This window comes from Cytobacillus horneckiae (genome assembly GCF_002835735.1).
GTDB classification, from domain to species: Bacteria; Bacillota; Bacilli; order Bacillales; family Cytobacillaceae; genus Cytobacillus; species Cytobacillus horneckiae.
In genome coordinates, this window is the sequence record NZ_PISD01000016.1 from 11,978 (window position 1) to 32,364 (window position 20,387).

Consider the following 20,387-nt stretch of genomic DNA (forward strand, 5'->3'; position numbering starts at 1 on the left):
TTCATTAGACATAAGAGACAAATTTAACAACATATGATAAAAGTGAACACGGTTTGTCGAATTGAGAATAGCTAAAGGAGGATCGCAATGACAAATTTGAACCCTTCTATGCGACTAAAAATGAAAAGAGACACTTTTTTTCTGCCCAATACAGAAAGTAGTGTATATTTTCGGAACAATTTAAGTTCTTTTCTTATGGAAGGCCGTTCGATTGATCAGTGGATTGAAAAGATAATGCCAATGCTTAATGGAGAGTATACTTTAGGCGAATTGACAAACGGATTACAAGGTCCATACAAGAATCGGGTGTACGAAATTGCAGAGGCGCTGTACCAAAACGGGTTTGTCCGAGATGTAAGCCATGACCGTAGCCACCAATTGGAGGAGAAGGTGCTTACAAAGTATGCTGAGCAAATTGAATACTTGGACAGTTTTGGCGATTCAGGTGCGTACAGATTTCAAACCTTTCGTCAGTCTAAAGTTTTGGCTATTGGATCTGGCCCCTTTTTAGTCTCGCTAATTTCTGCTCTTATTGAATGTGGATTACCTAAGTTTCACATGCTTGTTACAGATTCAGTACCGACCAATCGACGACGGTTGGCTGAAATTGTAGAACATACTCGTAAAGAGAATCCCGAAATCGAACTAAAAGAAATCAATCAGCACATACAGAAAGAAAACAATTGGACTGATATTGTAAAATCATTTGATTCGATATTGTATGTATCCGAAAGTGGGGATGTAGAGGAGCTTTGCATGCTTAATCATGCTTGTAGAGAAGAGAAGAAACTATTGCTACCTGCTGTTTGCTTAAACCAGGTAGGACTAGCAGGACCACTTGTGCATCCAGACAATGACGGATGTTGGGAATCAGCGTGGCGCCGCCTACACAAATCGGTATTTAACAAAAATAAGCAATTACACACCTTTTCATCTACTTCGGGAGCAATGTTAGCAAATGTGATCGTATTTGAGCTGTTTAAGAAGTTAACTGGGTGTAAAGGTGCAGAACAGAAAAATCATTATTTCCTTCTAGATTTAGAGACGTTAGAAGGAAGCTGGCACTCATTCGTGCCCCATCCAATGGTAACCGATCAGATGAAAGCCATATGGGTTCGTGATTTCAATCTCCTTGATGAAAAACATGTGGACAGCAGAAAGTTAAGTGAATTGCTTCTTTCCTTCAGCCAAATGACATCAGCCGAATCAGGAATTTTTCATATTTGGGGTGAAGGCGAATTAAATCAGCTTCCATTAGCACAGTGTCGGGTACAGGCAACCGACCCATTTACAGAAGGAGCAGCTGAACTGTTGCCATCAATTGTATGTTCGGGTCTTACGCATGAGGAGGCGCGTATCGAAGCAGGTTTAACAGGGATTGAAGCGTATTTGTCAAATTCGCTAGAAAGGCTCGTTCCTAGCCTGCCGCCATATCAAGAGGGTGTGCGTGCAGTAGAAACTAAAGAGCTTATAGGAGTAGGAACTGGAGAATCGTTTAGCAAAAGCGTTTATCGTGGTTTGCAAAAATGTTTGGAAAAAGAATTACGTAAGCGCCAGCTCAATCAGAAGAAGCATATAATCACAAAAATAAAGCTGAATGCAATTGATGATGAACGAAGCCTTTTTTATCTGAAAGCACTGACAACGTTGGAAGAAGCACCAATCATAGGCTTGGGCGACGAGTTTCTCGGTTTTCCTGTAGTCTGGGTAGGAACGAATAATTGCTGGAATAGCAGTATAGGTTTAAATATGACTATGGCATTTCGGAATGCTCTTCAACAAGCAATTATGATGTCGTCAAAACAAGCGGAAGGCCATACAAAGATAAAGTCGGAGGATCCTTCAGTTCTATTGGAAGAAGGTCTGGAACTGAGCATTAATATCCCTCACTATGATGACGCCACACAGCCAGGCGTTCTGCAAACTGCCATTCATATTTTGGAAGAGAATCAGAAGAGGCTATTCGTTTTTGAAATAAGACAGGAGCCGTTTTTGAATGAAAAAATAGATTCGGTTGGAGTTTTGATAAGAGAGGAGGAACCAAGTTGAGTGCGGTCGTCTTGATTGTTGGAGAAGGCTATTTGAGGGACATTGTATGCGAAAGATTATCCGCTCATTACGAGGTAATTCGTCAGGCTGATTTTGAGGCAGGAATACCGCAGCCGACGGATTTGGCTCTTGTGTTGCATGATGCTTGGAATCCCTCTGTGCATCAAAAAGCTGAGGAGATGTTAAGGTCTAATAATATTCCATGGCTGCGTGGATTCGTTTCATTTGGCGAGGGGGTCGTTGGGCCGTTCGTTCGGCCTGACACACCGGGGTGCTCTCAATGCGCGGATACGCGACGTCTCATGGCAGGGCGGGATCGTAAAGAAATGTGGGGCATACAACAGCAAATAGAGGCGATCGGTGGTGTGTCAAGTGACCCTTGGGCCTCACGATTAGGACTTAAGCAGATTTCATATTTGATAGAAACTGAGGTAAATAGAATATTACAAGGAGAAACGGCACATTTAGAAGAAAGTGTTTTTTTAATTAATCTAAAAACACTTAACAGTTCAACCCATCCATTTCTGCCGGATCCACTATGTCCAGTTTGCAGTATAATACTAGAAGATTCACAATCAGCCGCCAAAATTTCTTTGAAACCAAGTCCAAAAATACCAGGAAGTTACCGCCGCCGTTCGATGGATGAGTTGGAAAGTGTTTTAACGAAAGAATATCTAGATTCCCGCACTGGGTTTCTTAACGGAAAAATGTATGACTTTACAACACCATTTGCGGATGTAGGGATGAATTTACCATTGTTCACAGGGGACGAGGGTGTAGCTGGAAGAACTCATTCATATGCTGTTAGTGAGCTGACTGCAATTTTAGAAGGCCTGGAGCGCTATTGCGGGATATCTCCACGGGGAAAGAAGACAATTGTGCATGATAGTTATCATAATCTGCAAGAGCAAGCGCTTAATCCGGTTAAGGTAGGTCTACATGCAAAGGAACAATATAAAAAGCATGATTTTCCATTTATACAGTTCAATCCTGACCAAATGATGGATTGGGTTTGGGGCTATTCATTATTACAAGAACGTTCAATATTAGTACCTGAGCTACTTGCCTATTACAGCCTCGGCTGCGGACATGGGTTTGTGTATGAAACATCAAACGGATGCGCTCTTGGTGGAAGCATAGAGGAAGCCATTTTTCACGGCATTTTGGAAGTAGTGGAGCGTGATTCTTTCTTAATAACTTGGTACGCAGAGCTACCCCTGCCGAGATTGGATATTTCATCGGCCAACGACAAAGAACTCGAAATGATGGTTGAGCGTATTCAGGCTGTTGCGGGATATGATTTGTATTTGTTTAACTCTACAATGGAGCATGGCATACCAAGTGTTTGGGTAATGGCAAAAAACAGGAAGAAAAATGGATTAAATATGATCTGTGCAGCTGGAGCTCATCTTGACCCAATACGAGCAGTTAAAAGCGCGGTACATGAGTTGGCAGGCATGATGCTCACTTTGGATGAGAAATTTGAGACAAACAAGGAAGAGTATGAACAAATGGTTCATGATTCTTCGCTTGTGAAAAAGATGGATGATCACGGCATGCTATATGGTTTACCGCAAACTGAACAACGCTTTCATTTCCTGTTGGACAATAATCGTCCTTTAAGTACGTTTAATGAAGAATTTAAGTGGAAGTCTACACACGAGGACCTTACCGATGATTTGAAGGATATTCTTCAAGTGCTGCGCGATCAAAACCTTGACGTAATTGTGGTAGACCAGTCTACACCTGAAACAATTCGTAATGGATTATATTGCGTGAAAGTACTGATTCCTGGGATGCTGCCGATGACATTTGGTCATCACCTTACTCGCATTACAGGGCTCGAGAGGGTGCTCCGTGTACCGATGGAACTGGGATATATAAAACAGCCTCTAACAACAGAACAACTTAATCCACACCCTCATCCGTTTCCTTAATCAGTAACTAGGCTAGGAGGTGTTAGCGTGAGTCTAGACACTTTTCTGCAGAATCTGCAGTTTAATATTGAAAAGGCAAGCCCGACGGACTGGGAAGTAGATTGGGATGATGCACCTCTTACTTATAAGCTTTACCGCGGCCATCCGGTGGTTCCGTTTTCTTTAGAATTACCTCTGACACTTGAAGGAGAAGATGAAAAGTTTTCGCCTGACTTTCAGAGAATAGGTCATTATCTTTGGTATATATATGGACTGACACAAATGTCTGAGTCTGCCTTATCCTCTGCTTCCACCGAACAGGAAGTGGAGCTAATGCAGTCGTTTCGTCGTTTCGTACCTTCAGGAGGAGCGTTATATCCAAGCGAATTATACGTATACTTGAAGCTTAAGGACTTACCTGTTGGTGTATACCATTATGATACTGCACACCATCGACTCATCTTGCTGCGCGAAGGGAATTTTGATGTGTATTTAAGCCAGGCTCTTGGTCATCGCTGTGAAATGTCTGCTTGTTTTGGAACCATATTTGTGTCGACAATGTTTTGGAAAAATTTCTTTAAATACAATAATTTTTCCTACCGTCTGCAAGGGCTGGATGCTGGTGTTCTTATTGGGCAATTATTAGAAGTAGGCAAAAGGTTTGGCATTGAATCAGGCGTATATTTTCAATTTATTGATTTGGCCATTAATCATTTGCTTGGATTGTCCGACGAAGAAGAGAGTGTTTACGCGGTTATTCCGCTAACGATTGAGCCAGCAAATGCGTTTAAATGCAAGGCAGATGTAGATAAGGTGATTTATGCTGCCGATCTGTGCCGGGAGTTGCCGCAAATTCAAAACAATCATTATGTAAGGTCAAAGACGATTAAAACGTTCCCAATGCTAAAGAAGATGAATAAGGCTGCCATGATGGACTCAACGGAAACATTTCGAACTTTTGAATCAAAACATCCAAAAAACCTTGAGAGCCAACTAGTATCACTGCCTGAATTGAAGCAATTATCTTATGACCTATCCTCTGTCTGCCAAAAACGGTATTCACCAGCCTCAGATTACTATTTAGGAAAAATTAGTAAACTTCAATTTGCCACGCTTCTACAGGAGGCAACATCTGCATTTTGCTATCGAAATGATTTAGATGGAACAAATAATAAAGGTGAATCCCGTGTGTCATTATATAGCTGTTTAACGAATGTTGAAGGAATTCCAGATGGGGCTTATGCTTACATTACAGGTCAACATTCGTTACAGCAAATAAATATTGCGGATTATCGGCCTCAGCTGCAAAGCGGAATCCTTGCAGGAAACATAAATTTATTTCAAATCCCACTCTGCCTGCATGTGGTTGGGGAGGTGGATTTCTACAAACCGACTCTAGGTTACAGAGGATATCGAATCCAACAGATGGAAGCAGGCATACTCGTGCAGAAATTACTTTTAGCGGCTTCTGCCATCGATCTTGGAGGGCATCCATTATTAGGATTTGATGTGAACTTATGCGATCAAATTTATAAACTGAGGCACCAAGGCAAAACTAGCTTAATTCAAATCCCAATTGGCCCTTATCGGCAACGCCCTTGGTTGAGAGGGACTTTGCTAAGCTAGGCAAAGGAAATATAAAATATAGTTTGAACTTTTTCAAAAGAAGAAAAACCGCCATTTCTAAAACCATTAAACAATGGAAAAAGAGAAATGGTGGTTTTTTTCATTTTCACTTTTAGCCTCCAATAGAGGATTTAAAATTTTTTCCAAATATTGAAACTTTTATTACGGATAAAACGTAAAAAAATAATAACTACATTATAAGGAGAGGAAATAAATTGAAAGTTGCACTCTGGATAACTACAGCGATGGTTATTATAGTAAGTATAATAGCTACTGGGATATGGTTTTTCAAAAAGCAAATGACGAAAGAAGATCCAGAATATGTATTAAAATTTATTAAGGAAAATACCAATAAAGATCGCCTTTCATTTTCACTTAAATACAACGGTGAGACATGGGCAGAACTTAACCGTGATCAAATGCTGCCTTTAGCAAGCACGGTAAAAATAATCGTCGCTATTGAGTATGCAAAACAAGCGGCTGCTGGCAAGATAGACCCACAGGAAAAAATAAGCATTGATACTTTAAATACATATTATCTGCCCAAAACAGATGGCGGTGCTCATGAAGCTTGGCTAGCACAATACAGCAAAGAAACAAATGAAGTTGCCATTAACGAGGTAGCTGAAGGAATGATGGCATACAGCTCTAATGCGAACACAGATTACTTAATTCAAAAGCTGGGTCTCGACAATATTAATCAATTAATTAACGAGCTGGATTTACAAAATCACGAGAGTCTCTATCCGCTTGTCAGTCCATTATTTTTACCAAAACAATTGATGAATAGTGATAACCTATCTAAAGAAGAAGCATTAGAACGTTTAAAAGACATGGAAATTGATAAGTACAAGGAATATTCAATTGAAATACATAATCAATGGCTGAGCAATCCACCAACTGAAGCAGCTAAAAGGGCTGCAATAAAAGACTTAGACATGGATTTTCAAAAGGTGTGGTCCGATCGATTACCAGCAGCATCTTCAGCAGATTATTTATCTATTATGGAAAAACTCAATAGCAAAACTTACTTTGAACCTGCTGTTCATGAACACCTCGATCCAATAATAGAGCAATTGATGAAAAATCCAACCAATTCCGAATGGATGAAACATGCAGGTCAAAAAGGGGGTTCAACTGCATTTGTATTCACAATTGCGATGTACGTAACAGACAAGGAAGGAAACACGACAGAGTTAGTTTTCCTTGCCAACGATCTCTCAACTATTGGCCAGATGAGGTTGGCTGCCAATATGAATAGTTTTCAACTCGCATTTTTAACTGAAGAAGAATTCCGCAAAAAAGTAAAAGCAGAATTGACACAATGATATTGCTTTAACAACCGCATAATTCATGAGCAGTCTCGAATATTGCAGTAGCACTATGTTCTACCGCAATTGGAAAAAGAGCAACAAATCAATAGATACATGTTCTAAAAGCAGCTTGTGAATCTGACAAAGTAAACGAGTATAATAGCTTTAATAAATAATAAAATCGTGGAATCCACGTCTTTTTGTTTCTTGACCGATTCCACGACTTTTCACTAAAACGGTTTTTCAGTCTGCCGTTTGGTTGGAGCACAATTCGGCATCAGCGTATCAGATGATTCTGCAAGCTTTTTTATGTAATTGCATTCTTCTCTTGCCATATGATCAGCCATTCATGCTATAAAATCAGCTCCTCTAAATTTTTCACACCTGAATTTACTCTTCGTATGCCTCATTTACCTATTTCGAGGTTTGCATATTCCCTGATAATGTAACTTAAAAACAAATGACATTTAATTTTTTCATCCATAACTCAACTAGTTTATAATGAAAAGGATATACATAAACCAATTCATAGAAATATGGATCATACTTATGGAACAAACAAGATTTAAGAAGGTGAGCAACATCGATATCATTGAAACACTCGTAAGAGGATTTATTAGCGATATTCAGCACCCAAATCAAAAGAAGAAAATCAATATTAACGATTTGGAATTTCAACTGCGCAAGCTTTTGGATAATTATTACGAAATGGATGGCTATACATTGTTCCATCATGCAATTGAAACATTGCAGTCGGAAGGCCAGCTCATTCCAATACAAAATACGCTTTATAATGGAAGAACACCATCTTTGCCGCTATTTTTCTGGGTGAATATTAAGCTGCAGTCCGCCAAATGGGATCGTCTTGAAATGATGAAGTTAAACGATCTTTTTGACTTCTCTTATTACGAGCACCACCCAGAATGGCAAACAGAAGAAGAATGGATTCGAATCAAAAATGTATATACTTTTCTAAAATCCAGTCAGGAACGAGAGGAAGTATCATTGGAAGAAAGAAGTGTAGAGCTCTTCGGTCATGAAAATTTCTTAATAGATGCTGACAGCTTTCCTGAAGGGAAGGGCTTTTTGGCGCGAATAGGCGTAGCAAAGGAACAGCTTAAAATTGTACGCTTAAGTGAGCCTTTTGTTTTTTGGATGAAGCAAGGAAAAGAAATAACCGATATCCAGCGTGTATTAATTGTTGAAAATCTATCATTCTTTCATACTTCTATAAAATTATTGGAAGCGGGTCAGCTTGATTATGAACCTGAATTAATTATTTATGGTGAAGGGACAAAGATTGAACAGAGCTTTTCGTTTTTCTTTCAAATCTTTCCTGAGAAGCCGTACTTATTTTATTATACTGGGAATTTAGATGCTGGTGGATATACCATTATCAGCCGACTTATTGAAAAATACCCTGCTTGCTGTATACAGCCTGCATTGAAAATTTACCGTAAAATGCTTGAATGTGCTGGACAAAGAAAAATTCCACACAAGACAGAAGCGAACAATATCATTTATCGTGACCAATTCCTTCAATGGTTTACTGAAGACGAGCAATTTCACTTAATACAATTATGGGAGCAAAATATGCGGATACCGCAGGAAGTTTTAACAATAGAGACATGGAGGAGATGGATGTGAACGAATCATGGGACGGATTCTCCCAAAGGATGCAGCGCTTAAATCCTCTATTTGAACTTGGAAGAGGAATGGAAGTTGGCGAGCTAAAACCATATATTCAAACGATTCTCATGCAAGTGCTCCTCAACATCTTTTATAGAGAATTAAATGATAATGATGATAGGCGAAAATCAGATATAAAGTATATGGTGGAAGATTCAATTAAGCAAATGCAGCTATTAGCAGATGATAAACAAATTGAACGGATTACAAGCGGTCTTCTGTACCAGGGTAAAGAGGAATACAGTAAACCATTTGAGGCATTTTACTACGACGAGATAAAACAAACATGGGAAACGCAAACTTTTCGTTATGTCACAATGGATGAATTATACACAAACTTAGAAATAGGCGGAGCCATTGTTTATAAACTAACGGATGTTGCTCAGGAAATGATTTTTATGAGCAGGGAAATGGCAGAGGAATTTTCAATAACGATTGAACAGCTTTATAGCATGCAGTTAATTAAAAACGGCAATTTTAGAAAAGCTACCCGAAACCTCGATCACCTCATTTCACGTGTAAACCGCTTAATGGCAAATGAATTCACTTTCCAGAAGGAAATGATCAATAATCCCAAAATTTTATTGGTTGAAGAAGAACGGCAAAGAGCCGATAATCGTGTTGAAATTGAAAAGCAATTTGAAGAGGAAAAAGAACATTTTCGTACGATCCATTCTATGCTAGAGAAAACAAAACAGCGGAATGAAGAATCCGATTATATTCAAAAGGAGCTTTTCCTGCTCCAAGAAAAAATTCGCCATACGAGACAATTACATGATCGCTTTGCCAAACTCGTCATTCAAAATATTTCATATGAAATGAAGTTAAAAGCAGAAAATCCTTCACTGTTCTGGGAAAACAGCATTGTTTCTTTCCGCGAGCACATTTATGAAAATAGGATAATGAAGGATGGCGTTCAGCGGTTTGACGTTGTAGAAAAATTGCTTTCGCCATTGTTTTCGCCAAAGAATGAATTTATATTGCCGCTTGATTGGGTTTGGGGTGAACAAGAATTTGCTGAAAAAGCCATGATTGATCCTGTTATTGATGAAGAAGGTGAAGAAAATATTACGCGATTGCGTGTAACCAATTGGGATTCAGTTATAAAAGCATGGAGCTATGTATTTCAATATTTACAAACCTATCGAGAGTTTTCACTTGCAGACCTATCTGCAATGCCTTTAGAAGTACAGGATTTATGGTTTGAAGAATCAGAAACAATTGATTTATGGATGATGTTTGATAAGAAGCCGTTGAAGGTCCAAGTGTTGCAGCGGAAGGAAGAAACATTAAGTGATGAGAGAGAGATTCTTCTTTATAAACTAATGAAGGAATATCCGCAATTTCAAATATTTGAGGGCATGAAGCTTTATACAATGTTTGATGATCAGGCTGAACCCTTCATTTGGTACAAAACAAAAATGACCCCATTTAAAATATGTGTACAGGAGGAGAAATGATGAATTCAGAAACAATCAAAAAAGCTTCTGCCGTCTATTTTACTTTGTTAAAAGAAAAAGTGATTGACGAAAATAGCGAGCAATTTCAAACTTATTTTGAACCAGAAGTTAGACAAACTGTTTTATTATTGGCAGATGAATCAGGTACATATATCATTGAATCACCGAAAAGGATTCATCTAGTTGTACAGCCTACCGGTTCAGTTTTCGCAACAAATTTCACACATATGAAAGAGAAGCATCGCCAAATAGAATCCAAAAAACACTTTCATCTTATAAGCATGATTATCATGGCTTTTCTTGCTGCAATAGACCGCAATCAGGCAGCAATGATTCGCACGAAGCGGGAAGGAATCAGCTACTACGCTTTAGAACGTCAAGTCAATGATTTAATAATGAATTGGGATACCATACTTAAGGCTAAGCCTTCATTCGGTGATGAAGAACGGATTGATATGAAGGAAGTTGTAACTTCGTGGAAATATATGGAGGTCGACACAGAAGATTACGGGTTAAAAAAAGGGAATAAACGAACGCGTATCGGCTTAATTGCAAACGCGATGCGCTTGCTTGAAAATGAGGGACTGATCGCTATTTTAGATCGAGACGACATACCAAAAGCGATACCAAAAACAGAGCTTTTTGAGCGAATTGAATATTTATATCATGATTATGATCGTTATGAATTATTAAAAAAATTAATGTCAGCAGAGGAGGAAGAAAATGCCGAAAATCCATCGAATTAGAATAGTTGGTCTTAAGTATGACGGAATGCAAAAGCAATATAAAGATACGACTTTTAATTTTCATAATGAAGATACTTCAACGAATGGTCTGATTGCTATGATGAATGGCGGCGGAAAAGGCGTGTTTCTTCAAACGATTTTCCAAATACTCAAGCCAGGGACTTCATGGGGAAAACAAAACAATCGTTATTACCAGCAATTCTTCTTTAATAATAAAGAGCAATTTATTCCATATACATTTCATGTTCTTATTCAATGGGAATTGGATGGAGCTGATCGCCGCCATCTTGTTACAGGAGGAATGTTTTCAGCAGAACAGCGCATCTCGCTAAGTGACGAAAACGATAATGGGAATAAAACACTCGATCAAGAAGCTAAAATTCTACCTAATATCACATTTTATACTAGGGAATTTGAGCGTAAGGACGAAGCAGCACTTGAACATATTCCTCTTTTTGAAAATGATGAAGTAGCTGAGACAGAAGCATTGAAGGATTATTTAAAATGGAATGGATATGACGTTTATCGAGATACGAAAAAGCATTATCGCATCCTTGATACATACGGAATCAATCGTAAAGACTGGGACATTATGAAAGACATAAACAAAGATGAAGGAGGAGTAGGGAAATACTTTGAAGGTGCAGAGGATGACCATTCTCTGTTTCAAAAAAGGATTATTCCTACAGTTAGTCAAGTTTTAAATCGTACAGAACATCAAGACAGCGATCTAGTTGAAATATTCAAGAGCCAGGCAAGTATCGCGAAGGATCTGCCAGTTCTTTTGAAAAGAGAGCAGGCGCATAAAGAGTTTTTAGAGGATATCGTTCCCTTCGAAGAGCAGCTTGCTAAAGGAGTCGAGCATAAAGAGATTGTTCATGCAAGCACAAAGGTAGGTCGGCAGCTGCTTGGTGCGTTAGAGCATGTGATTCAATCTGAAAAGGAAGCGCTAATTACTTTAAGTAGCGATATTGAAAAATTAACGAATCGGCAAGCTGATTTACGCTATCAAAAAGACAATTTGGAGTATGCAAAAGCCCATAGGGATATGCTCCAATGGGAAAAAAAGTTAGCGGAAGAAAAGCAAAAACACACTTCAACGCAAGAAATAGTTAACCAAAAAAATGACAGAAAAGAACAGCTTGCTTTTCATGTTTTATTGAAAGAGTGGAGGGAATTCGAGCAAACGCTACGCTCTCTTTCTCAACAAATAGAAATATTGGAGCAAAATAGCGGATTAGAGCAAGTGAATCAGCGTATGGATGAAATTAAAGCAAAAGCAGCAAGCAGATGGAATGAGTCTTTTTTAGCGATACAACAATCTGTTAAACAGTATTTTGGCTATCAAAAATTCTTAAAGAAAAAAGGTAAGGAGCTTTCCCGCCAAGATAAACAAAAGACGAATGATATCGCACAGCTAACGACAGAAATTGATTTTCTATATAGCCAAATTCATACATTCGAGACGAAAGAAGAAGGGCTAATTAAACAATTTGGTGATCGAATAACATATGACTTAAAAGGATATATTATCCATCTTTATAACCAAACCGAAGAAAAGAAAGCTGAGCTGGAAGTTCTGCAAGCGAAAGAAAAAGATTCTAGGGAACGGCAAAATCTTCTTGCCTCTTCAAATGGTACATTGGTCCAAGCCGTACAGTATGCTGAAGAAAAATGCGAAGAATTAAAAATGGATAATGAAAAGCAAAAGCGAAGAGAAACTAAACTGCTAGATAAACTTCACGGTGTGTTAGATAACGTTGCCGATTCGTTTACAAATGCGCTTTTATCGAAGTATTCGATTGAAATAGAGAACCTATTGAACCAAAACCTCCAAGATAGTGAGCAAGTGAAAAAGGAGCTTTGGGAAACACAGCTTGATCAATCTCTGAACGATGAACATTTTTGGATTGCCAATAATGATGTGAAGGAACTAAAGGAATGGATAGATGAGAAAACTGGAATTGATGTCTTTTACGGCACGCAATTTCTCCAATCATTAAATGATGAAGAATTATCATCCAACCTTACAACTTATCCGCTCCTTCCATATGGTTTAATTGTAAGTCAAACTCAATGGCAAAAAATAAACAAGCAAGTGCTTTCCGGAAGAATGTTTAAAAGCCCTGTTCCTATTTTTTTGCGCGAGGAAATGACTAAAGGAAACGAACAGTCAGTGTTTGTCATGATTAATGGTAAAGAAACAGAACTTTTAACGAATAAAAATCAATTTACAAATTGGAAAATAAGTATTGCTAAGCAAATTGAAGAAAAAAAAGAGACACTGGCTGAAATAAATAAGACAGAAACTTCTTTGCGCAATATTTTAAAAGAAATCGATCGTTTTTTATTAGGAGAGCTTTCCAGTGATATTGAAAAAGCCTATAATAACGCTCAGACAACGATTCTTTCTAAGAAAACAGAATTACAGCAAATCACGACTAAGCAGGATAAAGAGAAGGAATTACAGCTTCAGCTAAAAGAACAAATAGAGTATACTAAACAAAAAATTGAAAAATTAATTAAAGAGACGGAAGCACTGCAGAGCTTTGAGCAGGAGAAGGAGCATCAGCTAGAAAATAAGCGCGTAAAACAAGAGAAAGAGAAACAGAAGAAAGCGCAGTTAGATGGGCAGCAAGAAATTGAAAACGAGCACGAAACGATTGTAGAGCTTGAAAGCAAGTGGAATCAAACGTATTTGGAATGGAAGCTAGCCATTGAACAAAATATAAAAGAGATTGCACTATTTATAGACGAGGCTGTATTTCCTGCCAATGAAAAAGCGGAACGATCAGAAGAAGTTCCGCGCCTATCTCCACATATTTTAGATGAATTAAATGGAAGTATTGATGAACTCAAGCAGCTTCAAAAATCGAAGGAAGAACAAGCAAAAGAACTGCTCATTATCCAAGCTAAAAAAGAAAGCGAACAAAAGCAGCAGAAAAAGCTGGAGAAAAAATTAAGTGTATATCTTGAAAATTGGAAAGAGTCTCCAGAACCCGAAGAACCAATAAGTATTTTAGAAAATATGCTGCAAGCTGCTCAAAAGGAAGCGAAAGCCGCAGAAAAAGAGGAACGTGAGCAAGGAACTGCCGTAACAGTTGCAGAAACTTCATTACAGCATGCGGCCGAACAACGTGAGAAAGCTGGGAAGAAGGTTGAAAAACATGAGAGGCAGCCTGAAGGCTGGGAAGAGCTTGAATTAGAAGTAAAGGAAATCGAAATTAAAGACCAAACTAAAATAACAAAAAATGAAGTGAAGCAGACCGAAAAACGATTAAAAGAAACAGATGCGCATATTGCTGGCTATGAAGGTGACTTACTTACATTATCTGTAATTTTAAAAGAGGAAGCGGCAGCTTTTGATGAAGCAGCTTTAGAAAAAATTAAAACCCAAGGTAAAGCATGCATCCTAGCATGGTGTGAAGAGCATCAAGCAATTCAAGAAGAAGGCCAAGAGAAGCATGCAAAAATCGATCAATCATTGCGGAATTTAAAGCTGGCGATTGAAGGAAAAGATTGGGAGAATCGCTTTAAAAATGAAGTCTTAACCACCCTTGACCATATGGATACACGGCATTATGAACATATTCAAAGTATAGTAAAAAATATGAAGCGCTTCTCGCAAAGCGGTCTTGAACAATTAGAGCGCGACAAGGAACGGGCTGAAAAGGCTCAGAACTTCTGGGCCAGTCGCGCCAGCATGAAAGTTATGAGCATCGCAGAAGCCATCCGTTCAATGATTGCTAAAATGAAATTAAAGAACGAACGAGGATCATTCCCGCTCGTTCAGCTCAAAGACGATATCCTTCCTAAAAAAGCCGAGGATATTGAACCGCTTTTGAAGCAGCATTTCGTCACTGCTATTAACAAAATCACCAGTCAGTTCGATCTGATCGATGACAATAATCGAACGCTTGATCAGGAAATTAAACAGCTTATCAACGATGAGCAAATATTGTTTATCTCTTTACGGAATCGCTATCCTGAGCTGCTAGTCTATAACATGAGAACAGATAATGCCTTTATGTATGGTAAGCCGAAAAAGGAACATTATTCAACATGGCAGACAATCAATCAAGGATCGCGAACAAAATCAGATGGAAGCGGGGGTCAAAAACTGTCAGCAAGAATGGTCATGATGATGATGCTATTGTCTGTAAAAAGTGAAACAGATCAAAGCTGGGTTCCTTTAGTATGCGACAACCCGTTTGGACAAGCTGCATCTGCACATGTGCTTGATCCAATCTTTGCAGTGGCAGAAAAGCTGAAATTCCAATTTATCGTCGTTACACCGCCAGAGCTTGTCAAAACAGAAATTAGCCAACGTTTCGATGCTTATTATAAATTAGACTTTATTCGTGAAAAAGGAAAAGAAATTGTTTCTGATACGGTAGTACCTGCATTTCGGATTTATCAGGGAGAAGAAGTAAATAATTAAAATGATTAACGGTAAGAATCTCACTTTTTAATAGAAAGTGAGATTTTTTTATAAAAATAAAAATATTTGTATATTATTACAAATAATACGGGGTTAACAGAATAAGAAATGCATAAATATAAATCAGACTGCTTCTCTCATAGTAAAAATACATCTGCTTTCTAAAAAAAGAACCGCCCTTTAAAAAACTTACTTTTAATGGGCGGTTTATTCATGAGTTTCTTAAAATTAATAGTTTTAACCTTGTTGACGAATAACATTCTGCTAAGAACGAACATTTCTGTACTTAATATAAGAAAATAGAGAGGCATTTTTACGAGCGATCCATTATGAAAGATACTCATGCCTGTGGTGATTAAACTTACGACCACATGATAACTTGCACGAAATATAGCCCCTGTCTGTTCCAACAGCATCTTCAAAGCCAACGATTGCAAGACTTAAACAGTCTGAAACCTTAATAAGTCGAATTAGAAAAAATGGTCATAGTTATGAAGACTGAACCAAAGGAGCACATTCTGTGGATGGTTTGGTGACAATGAGCACGTATGTTTACTTGCACTGGCACATAGAATACCGGAAAAAGTAATTATAATACTGCTTTTGATTTAAAATATTTTTATAGGGATAAGTATAAATGTTTTAAGTTGGAGCCCAAAGCATTCATATTTAAAAAGTTTGAAATTGGGCTCCATGCTGAAAAAACTCTAAATCAATAATTATTTTTTATCATTCGTGACGGTTTCAAACTTATAATTTTTAAAAGCTCCTGTATGTTCTATTGTAAGCTCTAACGAGATATTAATATCCGTTTTGGCTAAAAATAATTCGTTTTGTTCTATTTTTTTCCATTTTTTATAATGTTTTCGATAATAACTATGCTCCAAATTTAAAAAATCTGTATTTTTTTCCTTGCTTAAATGATATAGTTCCTTAATTTCCTTTTCCATACTTTCCTTCGTTTTTTCTAGCAAATGGTTATAGCTCTCATGGTTGACTACTTTGTTACCGATACTTCCTTCCGCAGATACGTTAATCCTGTATGTTAAATTATTTGGATTCTCAACAGAAATATTTGATTTAACGTCTTCAAAAACAACAATCGTATTTTCAGATTTATTTTCAGGAACTTTTAATGCCACTCTTTCAGACTTAGGCGATATCCAGCGAATACCTTTTAGTTCGTCCAAAGTAAAATAGCCTTTATATTGATGGTTCTGCACAAAAAAAGCTCCATCAAGGGCAAGCTTGTTTTCATCTTTTTGATTTTTAGTCCATTGCTTTTTGTTAATAGTAAGTGAAGGCAAATAGGTTGTCCGTGCTGGCTCTAGTACTTCTCTAAAAAATTGATAAAGCTTTATAGGTCGAACTAATGAATTTTGTTTGTTCATTCTTTCTGGATTATGCATAATTGTTTCTAGAGTCGGCTGGTTAAAAAGTCCAAGCGTAGATAATACTTTTTCTATAGGATCAACGGTTGCAAATATCCACGGCGTCAATCTAAATTCATAGTACCTTGTTAGTTCATCTAATACATCTTCTAAACCCTCTTTCAATACTGATTCACTAATAACAATCGCAGTAATATGTGCCCATACAAACTTTTCTTGGCCAGTCTTGTATAAATCAAAAAATGCATCCAGGAAAGTGGCGCCGGTTGATTCAGAAACATATGTAAGAGGTGTACTTACCTCTCCTTCACGTTTTGCGACTGCATCCAGCCCGATTAATTGCACAAATAAATGGTACTTTCCATCAACAAAATCCACCCCAAGAGCAGTGGCGTAATTCAGGTGCTGAATTTCCTTCATATCTGTTTTACATCCAGAAATAACAATGGATAGAATAAGAATCAAATAAATGTACTTTTTTAAAAAAAGTCGATGCATACTTACTTACTCCTTTTTTGAAGAAGTTTGGTAGATGATTTACGACGTCTAAATGGGTTCGTTAAAAACGTGGAAAGATATTCCTTAAAGCTTAATGAAGTTAGAGGTGCAAGGTATGAAAGTTTAAATGATTCTAATTGAGTCAAGTAAACAATAATGCTTAAAACGCTAAGTGCAAATCCATATACTCCAAAAAAAGTGGCAATGAGCATTGTATATATTCTTAGAATTGTAACAGTACCAGTTAAAGATTGGTTTACTAATGTATATGTTGCTACAGCAGCAACAGCGGCAACAACAAGCAAAGTAGGTGAAGCAAGTCCAGCTCTAATAGCCGCATCACCAATGATTAATCCGCCAACAATAGAAATCGTTTGCCCTACAGCTGTCGGCATGCGAATGCCCGCTTCCCTTAATAACTCAAATAATAATAGTACTAAAAAGGATTCTAAGGGCAAAGAAAGCGGAAGACCTTGCCTAGACATAACGATTGTGGCTAATAATGAAAACGGAACTTGATCGACATTTACATTAGTTATAGCCACATACATCGCAGGTGAAAATATCGCAATGAAAAGTCCGAAGACTCTTAATAGTCTTTGAAACGCTACAATATAAAATGGAAAATGCACATCTTCAGGCGACTTTAACAAAGCAAATAAATTCATCGGACCAATTAGAACGGAAGGAGATCCATCGACTATGATAATAAATCTTCCTCGCAATAAGCATTCAACTGCAAAGTCAGGTCGAGTAATATAGTCTAAAAGTGGAAAAAGCGAGAAAGTATGATCAGATATCCATTGCTCTAATTGTCCAGAGCTAACGATACTTTCTGCCTCAATTTTCTTTATTCGCTCACGTGCTTCATTTATTGTGCTACTTTCTGCTTTATTATTTAGGTAAAGTAAAGTGATTTTTGTCTGGCTTAATGAACCAATTTCAAAAGATTCGCTGCTCAATTTTCCTGTTTTTAGCCTTTTGCGAATAAGAGATATATTAATATCTAATTCTTCAGTAAAGCCATCTCTTGGTCCTTTTAAAGATACTTCTGTTTTTGATTCTTCAGGCTCTCTTTGAGGAACTTTAGATATATCAACTCCATAGAAAGCAGTTTCATTCGTTTTATAAAAGATAATCGTACCTGAGAAAACTTTATCCATCATTTCATTCACATCTAAAATGTTCATTATTGGCGGTATTGTATCGCTCGTATTTACTTTTCGATTATCATTAAAGTAGGTAAATAATTTATTGATGTATTCATTGAATTGGACCCTGTCTATCATGCCATTAATATAAAACCCGGTAACCTCTGAATGGGTAATAAATGTTATATCCGATAACGTTGAAAATAAGTGTTTTAAATCACTTATTTCTAGTTTACCCTGCTTTAATAAACGATTAAATTTTTGTAGCCGATTATCTTCACTCATACTTTTGTAATCCTTTCTTTCTAGGAAGGTAACTAATAATCAACAGCAGGAAAGTCATCCCTGCTCCAAACAGTAATGAATATTTATAGAAATACTCTTTTATTATTTTTTGCACTAAAATGTCGCTTATTTGATAATTTGCTGCCATCATTAGACAAAAGGCGAAAACAATAATCATTATTTTTTTAATTTTTTCAGACTGAATATTGAACACTTCCGGGATGAAAAATAAACACAATGTTACTCTTATTACAACTCCACTAAGAAGCTGAAAAACAGCAAGTGAATCAACATGAGAAATCATTTCTCCAATGGTAACCAATCTCCATTGTTCAAACGCAGGAAATCGCATGTTTTCAGCAACACTAGGGCCAAAGGATGCAATTGATCCCATTGTAGGTCCTAATATGAGACTGATTAAAAAGGTAATTAAAATGAACAAATATACGTATGTAATTGGCTTATTAAAATAATGCTGCATTAAGAATAAAACTAATAAATCTACACTTCCGCCTAAAACCACCACAATTCCATTAAGCAAAGATGCTTCATCATCTGAAAAAATTGGAAAGAGATAGGAATAGTCTTTTTCCTCCATCGTTGTAAAGGCGACAAAATACCCTAACATCCAAACAATCGGCAATACAACTGCTGAAGTATATACAATCGTTTTTAAACCAGCAGAAGCCGCCCAAATACATAGGAGTAAGAAAGGAAGGATTATAACCCAGGTTGATGTCATCGGCAGAAAATAGATGTGCATCGTTTGAATTAAATCAAACAGTGATATAAAACTTATCACCAAAATATAAAGCATAAATAAAAACATAATTACATAACTAATTAATTTACCTGTACGTAATTTTAACCATGTTAAAAGATGGACTCTTTCTTTATTTTTTGAAAAAATCAGCGTAAATATTACAGCCCATAATATTAAAATCGCATAACCAATCAAAATGCAAATCCAAGCGTCACGCTTGGCTATCCCAAGCAGATGCGGAAGAATTAACACATGATTGGAAATGCCAATAAATAATAGAAGGACAAACGATAATTGCAGGCGAGAAAACCTCATATTCACCACCAAATTTATTTAGTAATGGTAGTATGTGTTTCCTCTGTTTAATTATGCTATTTTAAGATTGGATTTTGTAAATACTCCAACTTTGGTAAGAATCTAAATAAGGATTTCACCATAAAACCATGGCCGACAATCCCGACATTTATTCAACTTTAATGAATCGATAATATAGTAAGTATTGATATTACTTGTTGAATATTATTTTTATAGATATTTGGAGGAGTTTGGAAAGAAAGGGAAAATAAATGTGGGCTTAATCTAATTGTACATACTCTGCTTGCTTGTCGCACGATGAGCTGCAGATTAGGATGTTGAGTAAAAGATATCAGAGGGGCTGACCGAAAAGGTTCATGAAATTGACACCTATTGGGTCAGCCTCTTTTTTCTAGCTAAACCAGGAAATGAAGTTTTAATTGAAAGAAGAGATCGCCACTTTAAACAGCAAATAAAGTGACGAACACACAATAGAAAGAAGTCATTGCCACTCCAAGTGATATATTTGTCTAAAATACGCAAAACCTTTGAGATGCTTTATTACATCTCGAGGTTTTTCTTTAAAGGGCTCTTTTGAGGAAGCCTCTTTATTTGTGCAATTAGTTGCTACCTAATCAGAATTGCTAACAGCTTTAGAAGTGCGATATAGATATCTTTTAAGTGTGTTTTCATTTTTGCACATCTTAATCCATAAATACACCGACACAACAAACCATTAAATGGTAATATAGAGGTAAAGTGCTT

11 protein-coding genes are annotated in these 20,387 nt (G+C 37.1%); 8 read left to right on the plus strand and 3 right to left on the minus strand.

Translation table 11 applies throughout. The annotated features are described in order from the left end of the window. The first annotated feature begins 87 nt into the window (after positions 1 to 87). The 8 genes from CWS20_RS08485 (at position 88) to CWS20_RS08520 (ending at position 15,240) form a co-directional block, all read left to right on the plus strand. Positions 88 to 2,049 carry a putative thiazole-containing bacteriocin maturation protein gene (locus tag CWS20_RS08485; RefSeq protein WP_066198257.1) on the plus strand — a complete coding sequence of 654 codons (1,962 nt, stop codon included), beginning with the start codon at positions 88 to 90 and terminating at the stop codon, positions 2,047 to 2,049. Further along, the gene (locus tag CWS20_RS08490) at positions 2,046 to 3,986 is read left to right on the plus strand and encodes a TOMM precursor leader peptide-binding protein (RefSeq protein WP_066198254.1); all 1,941 of its coding nucleotides are present in this window, start codon (positions 2,046 to 2,048) and stop codon (positions 3,984 to 3,986) included. Before CWS20_RS08485 ends, CWS20_RS08490 begins: the two co-directional genes overlap by 4 nt. 27 nt (positions 3,987 to 4,013) lie before the next feature. Next, positions 4,014 to 5,591: a SagB family peptide dehydrogenase gene (locus CWS20_RS08495; protein ID WP_066198251.1), complete on the plus strand. Its 1,578-nt coding sequence runs from the start codon at positions 4,014 to 4,016 to the stop codon at positions 5,589 to 5,591. Positions 5,592 to 5,806: 215 nt separating this feature from the next. Beyond that, positions 5,807 to 6,919: a serine hydrolase gene (locus tag CWS20_RS08500; protein WP_066198249.1), complete on the plus strand. Its 1,113-nt coding sequence runs from the start codon at positions 5,807 to 5,809 to the stop codon at positions 6,917 to 6,919. A 534-nt stretch (positions 6,920 to 7,453) separates the two neighbouring features. Further along, on the plus strand, positions 7,454 to 8,551 hold the full coding sequence (locus CWS20_RS08505; protein ID WP_066198247.1) for a Wadjet anti-phage system protein JetD domain-containing protein: 1,098 nt from the start codon (positions 7,454 to 7,456) through the stop codon (positions 8,549 to 8,551). Next, on the plus strand, positions 8,542 to 10,053 hold the full coding sequence (locus CWS20_RS08510; protein WP_241504157.1) for a hypothetical protein: 1,512 nt from the start codon (positions 8,542 to 8,544) through the stop codon (positions 10,051 to 10,053). Before CWS20_RS08505 ends, CWS20_RS08510 begins: the two co-directional genes overlap by 10 nt. Further along, positions 10,050 to 10,799, plus strand: coding sequence for a DUF6063 family protein (locus CWS20_RS08515; RefSeq protein WP_241504158.1), 750 nt, complete (start codon positions 10,050 to 10,052; stop codon positions 10,797 to 10,799). Before CWS20_RS08510 ends, CWS20_RS08515 begins: the two co-directional genes overlap by 4 nt. Beyond that, entirely contained in the window at positions 10,777 to 15,240 is a 4,464-nt protein-coding gene (locus CWS20_RS08520) for a coiled-coil domain-containing protein (RefSeq protein WP_066198237.1), read from the plus strand. The genes CWS20_RS08515 and CWS20_RS08520 overlap by 23 nt, the downstream gene beginning before the upstream one ends. Positions 15,241 to 15,959: 719 nt before the next feature. Here CWS20_RS08520 and CWS20_RS08530 read toward each other — a convergent pair. The 3 genes from CWS20_RS08530 to CWS20_RS08540 are packed head-to-tail and all read right to left on the minus strand — an operon-like array spanning position 15,960 to position 19,643. Next, the gene (locus CWS20_RS08530) at positions 15,960 to 17,129 is read right to left on the minus strand and encodes a Ger(x)C family spore germination protein (protein ID WP_066198234.1); all 1,170 of its coding nucleotides are present in this window, start codon (positions 17,127 to 17,129) and stop codon (positions 15,960 to 15,962) included. A 2-nt stretch (positions 17,130 to 17,131) separates the two neighbouring features. Further along, a complete protein-coding gene (locus tag CWS20_RS08535) occupies positions 17,132 to 18,565 on the minus strand; it encodes a spore germination protein (RefSeq protein WP_066198229.1) in 1,434 nt (477 codons plus the stop codon). Next, positions 18,558 to 19,643 (minus strand): GerAB/ArcD/ProY family transporter, encoded by a 1,086-nt coding sequence (locus CWS20_RS08540; protein ID WP_066198226.1) that lies wholly within the window; start codon positions 19,641 to 19,643, stop codon positions 18,558 to 18,560. The genes CWS20_RS08535 and CWS20_RS08540 overlap by 8 nt, the downstream gene beginning before the upstream one ends. Positions 19,644 to 20,387: the final 744 nt, after the last annotated feature.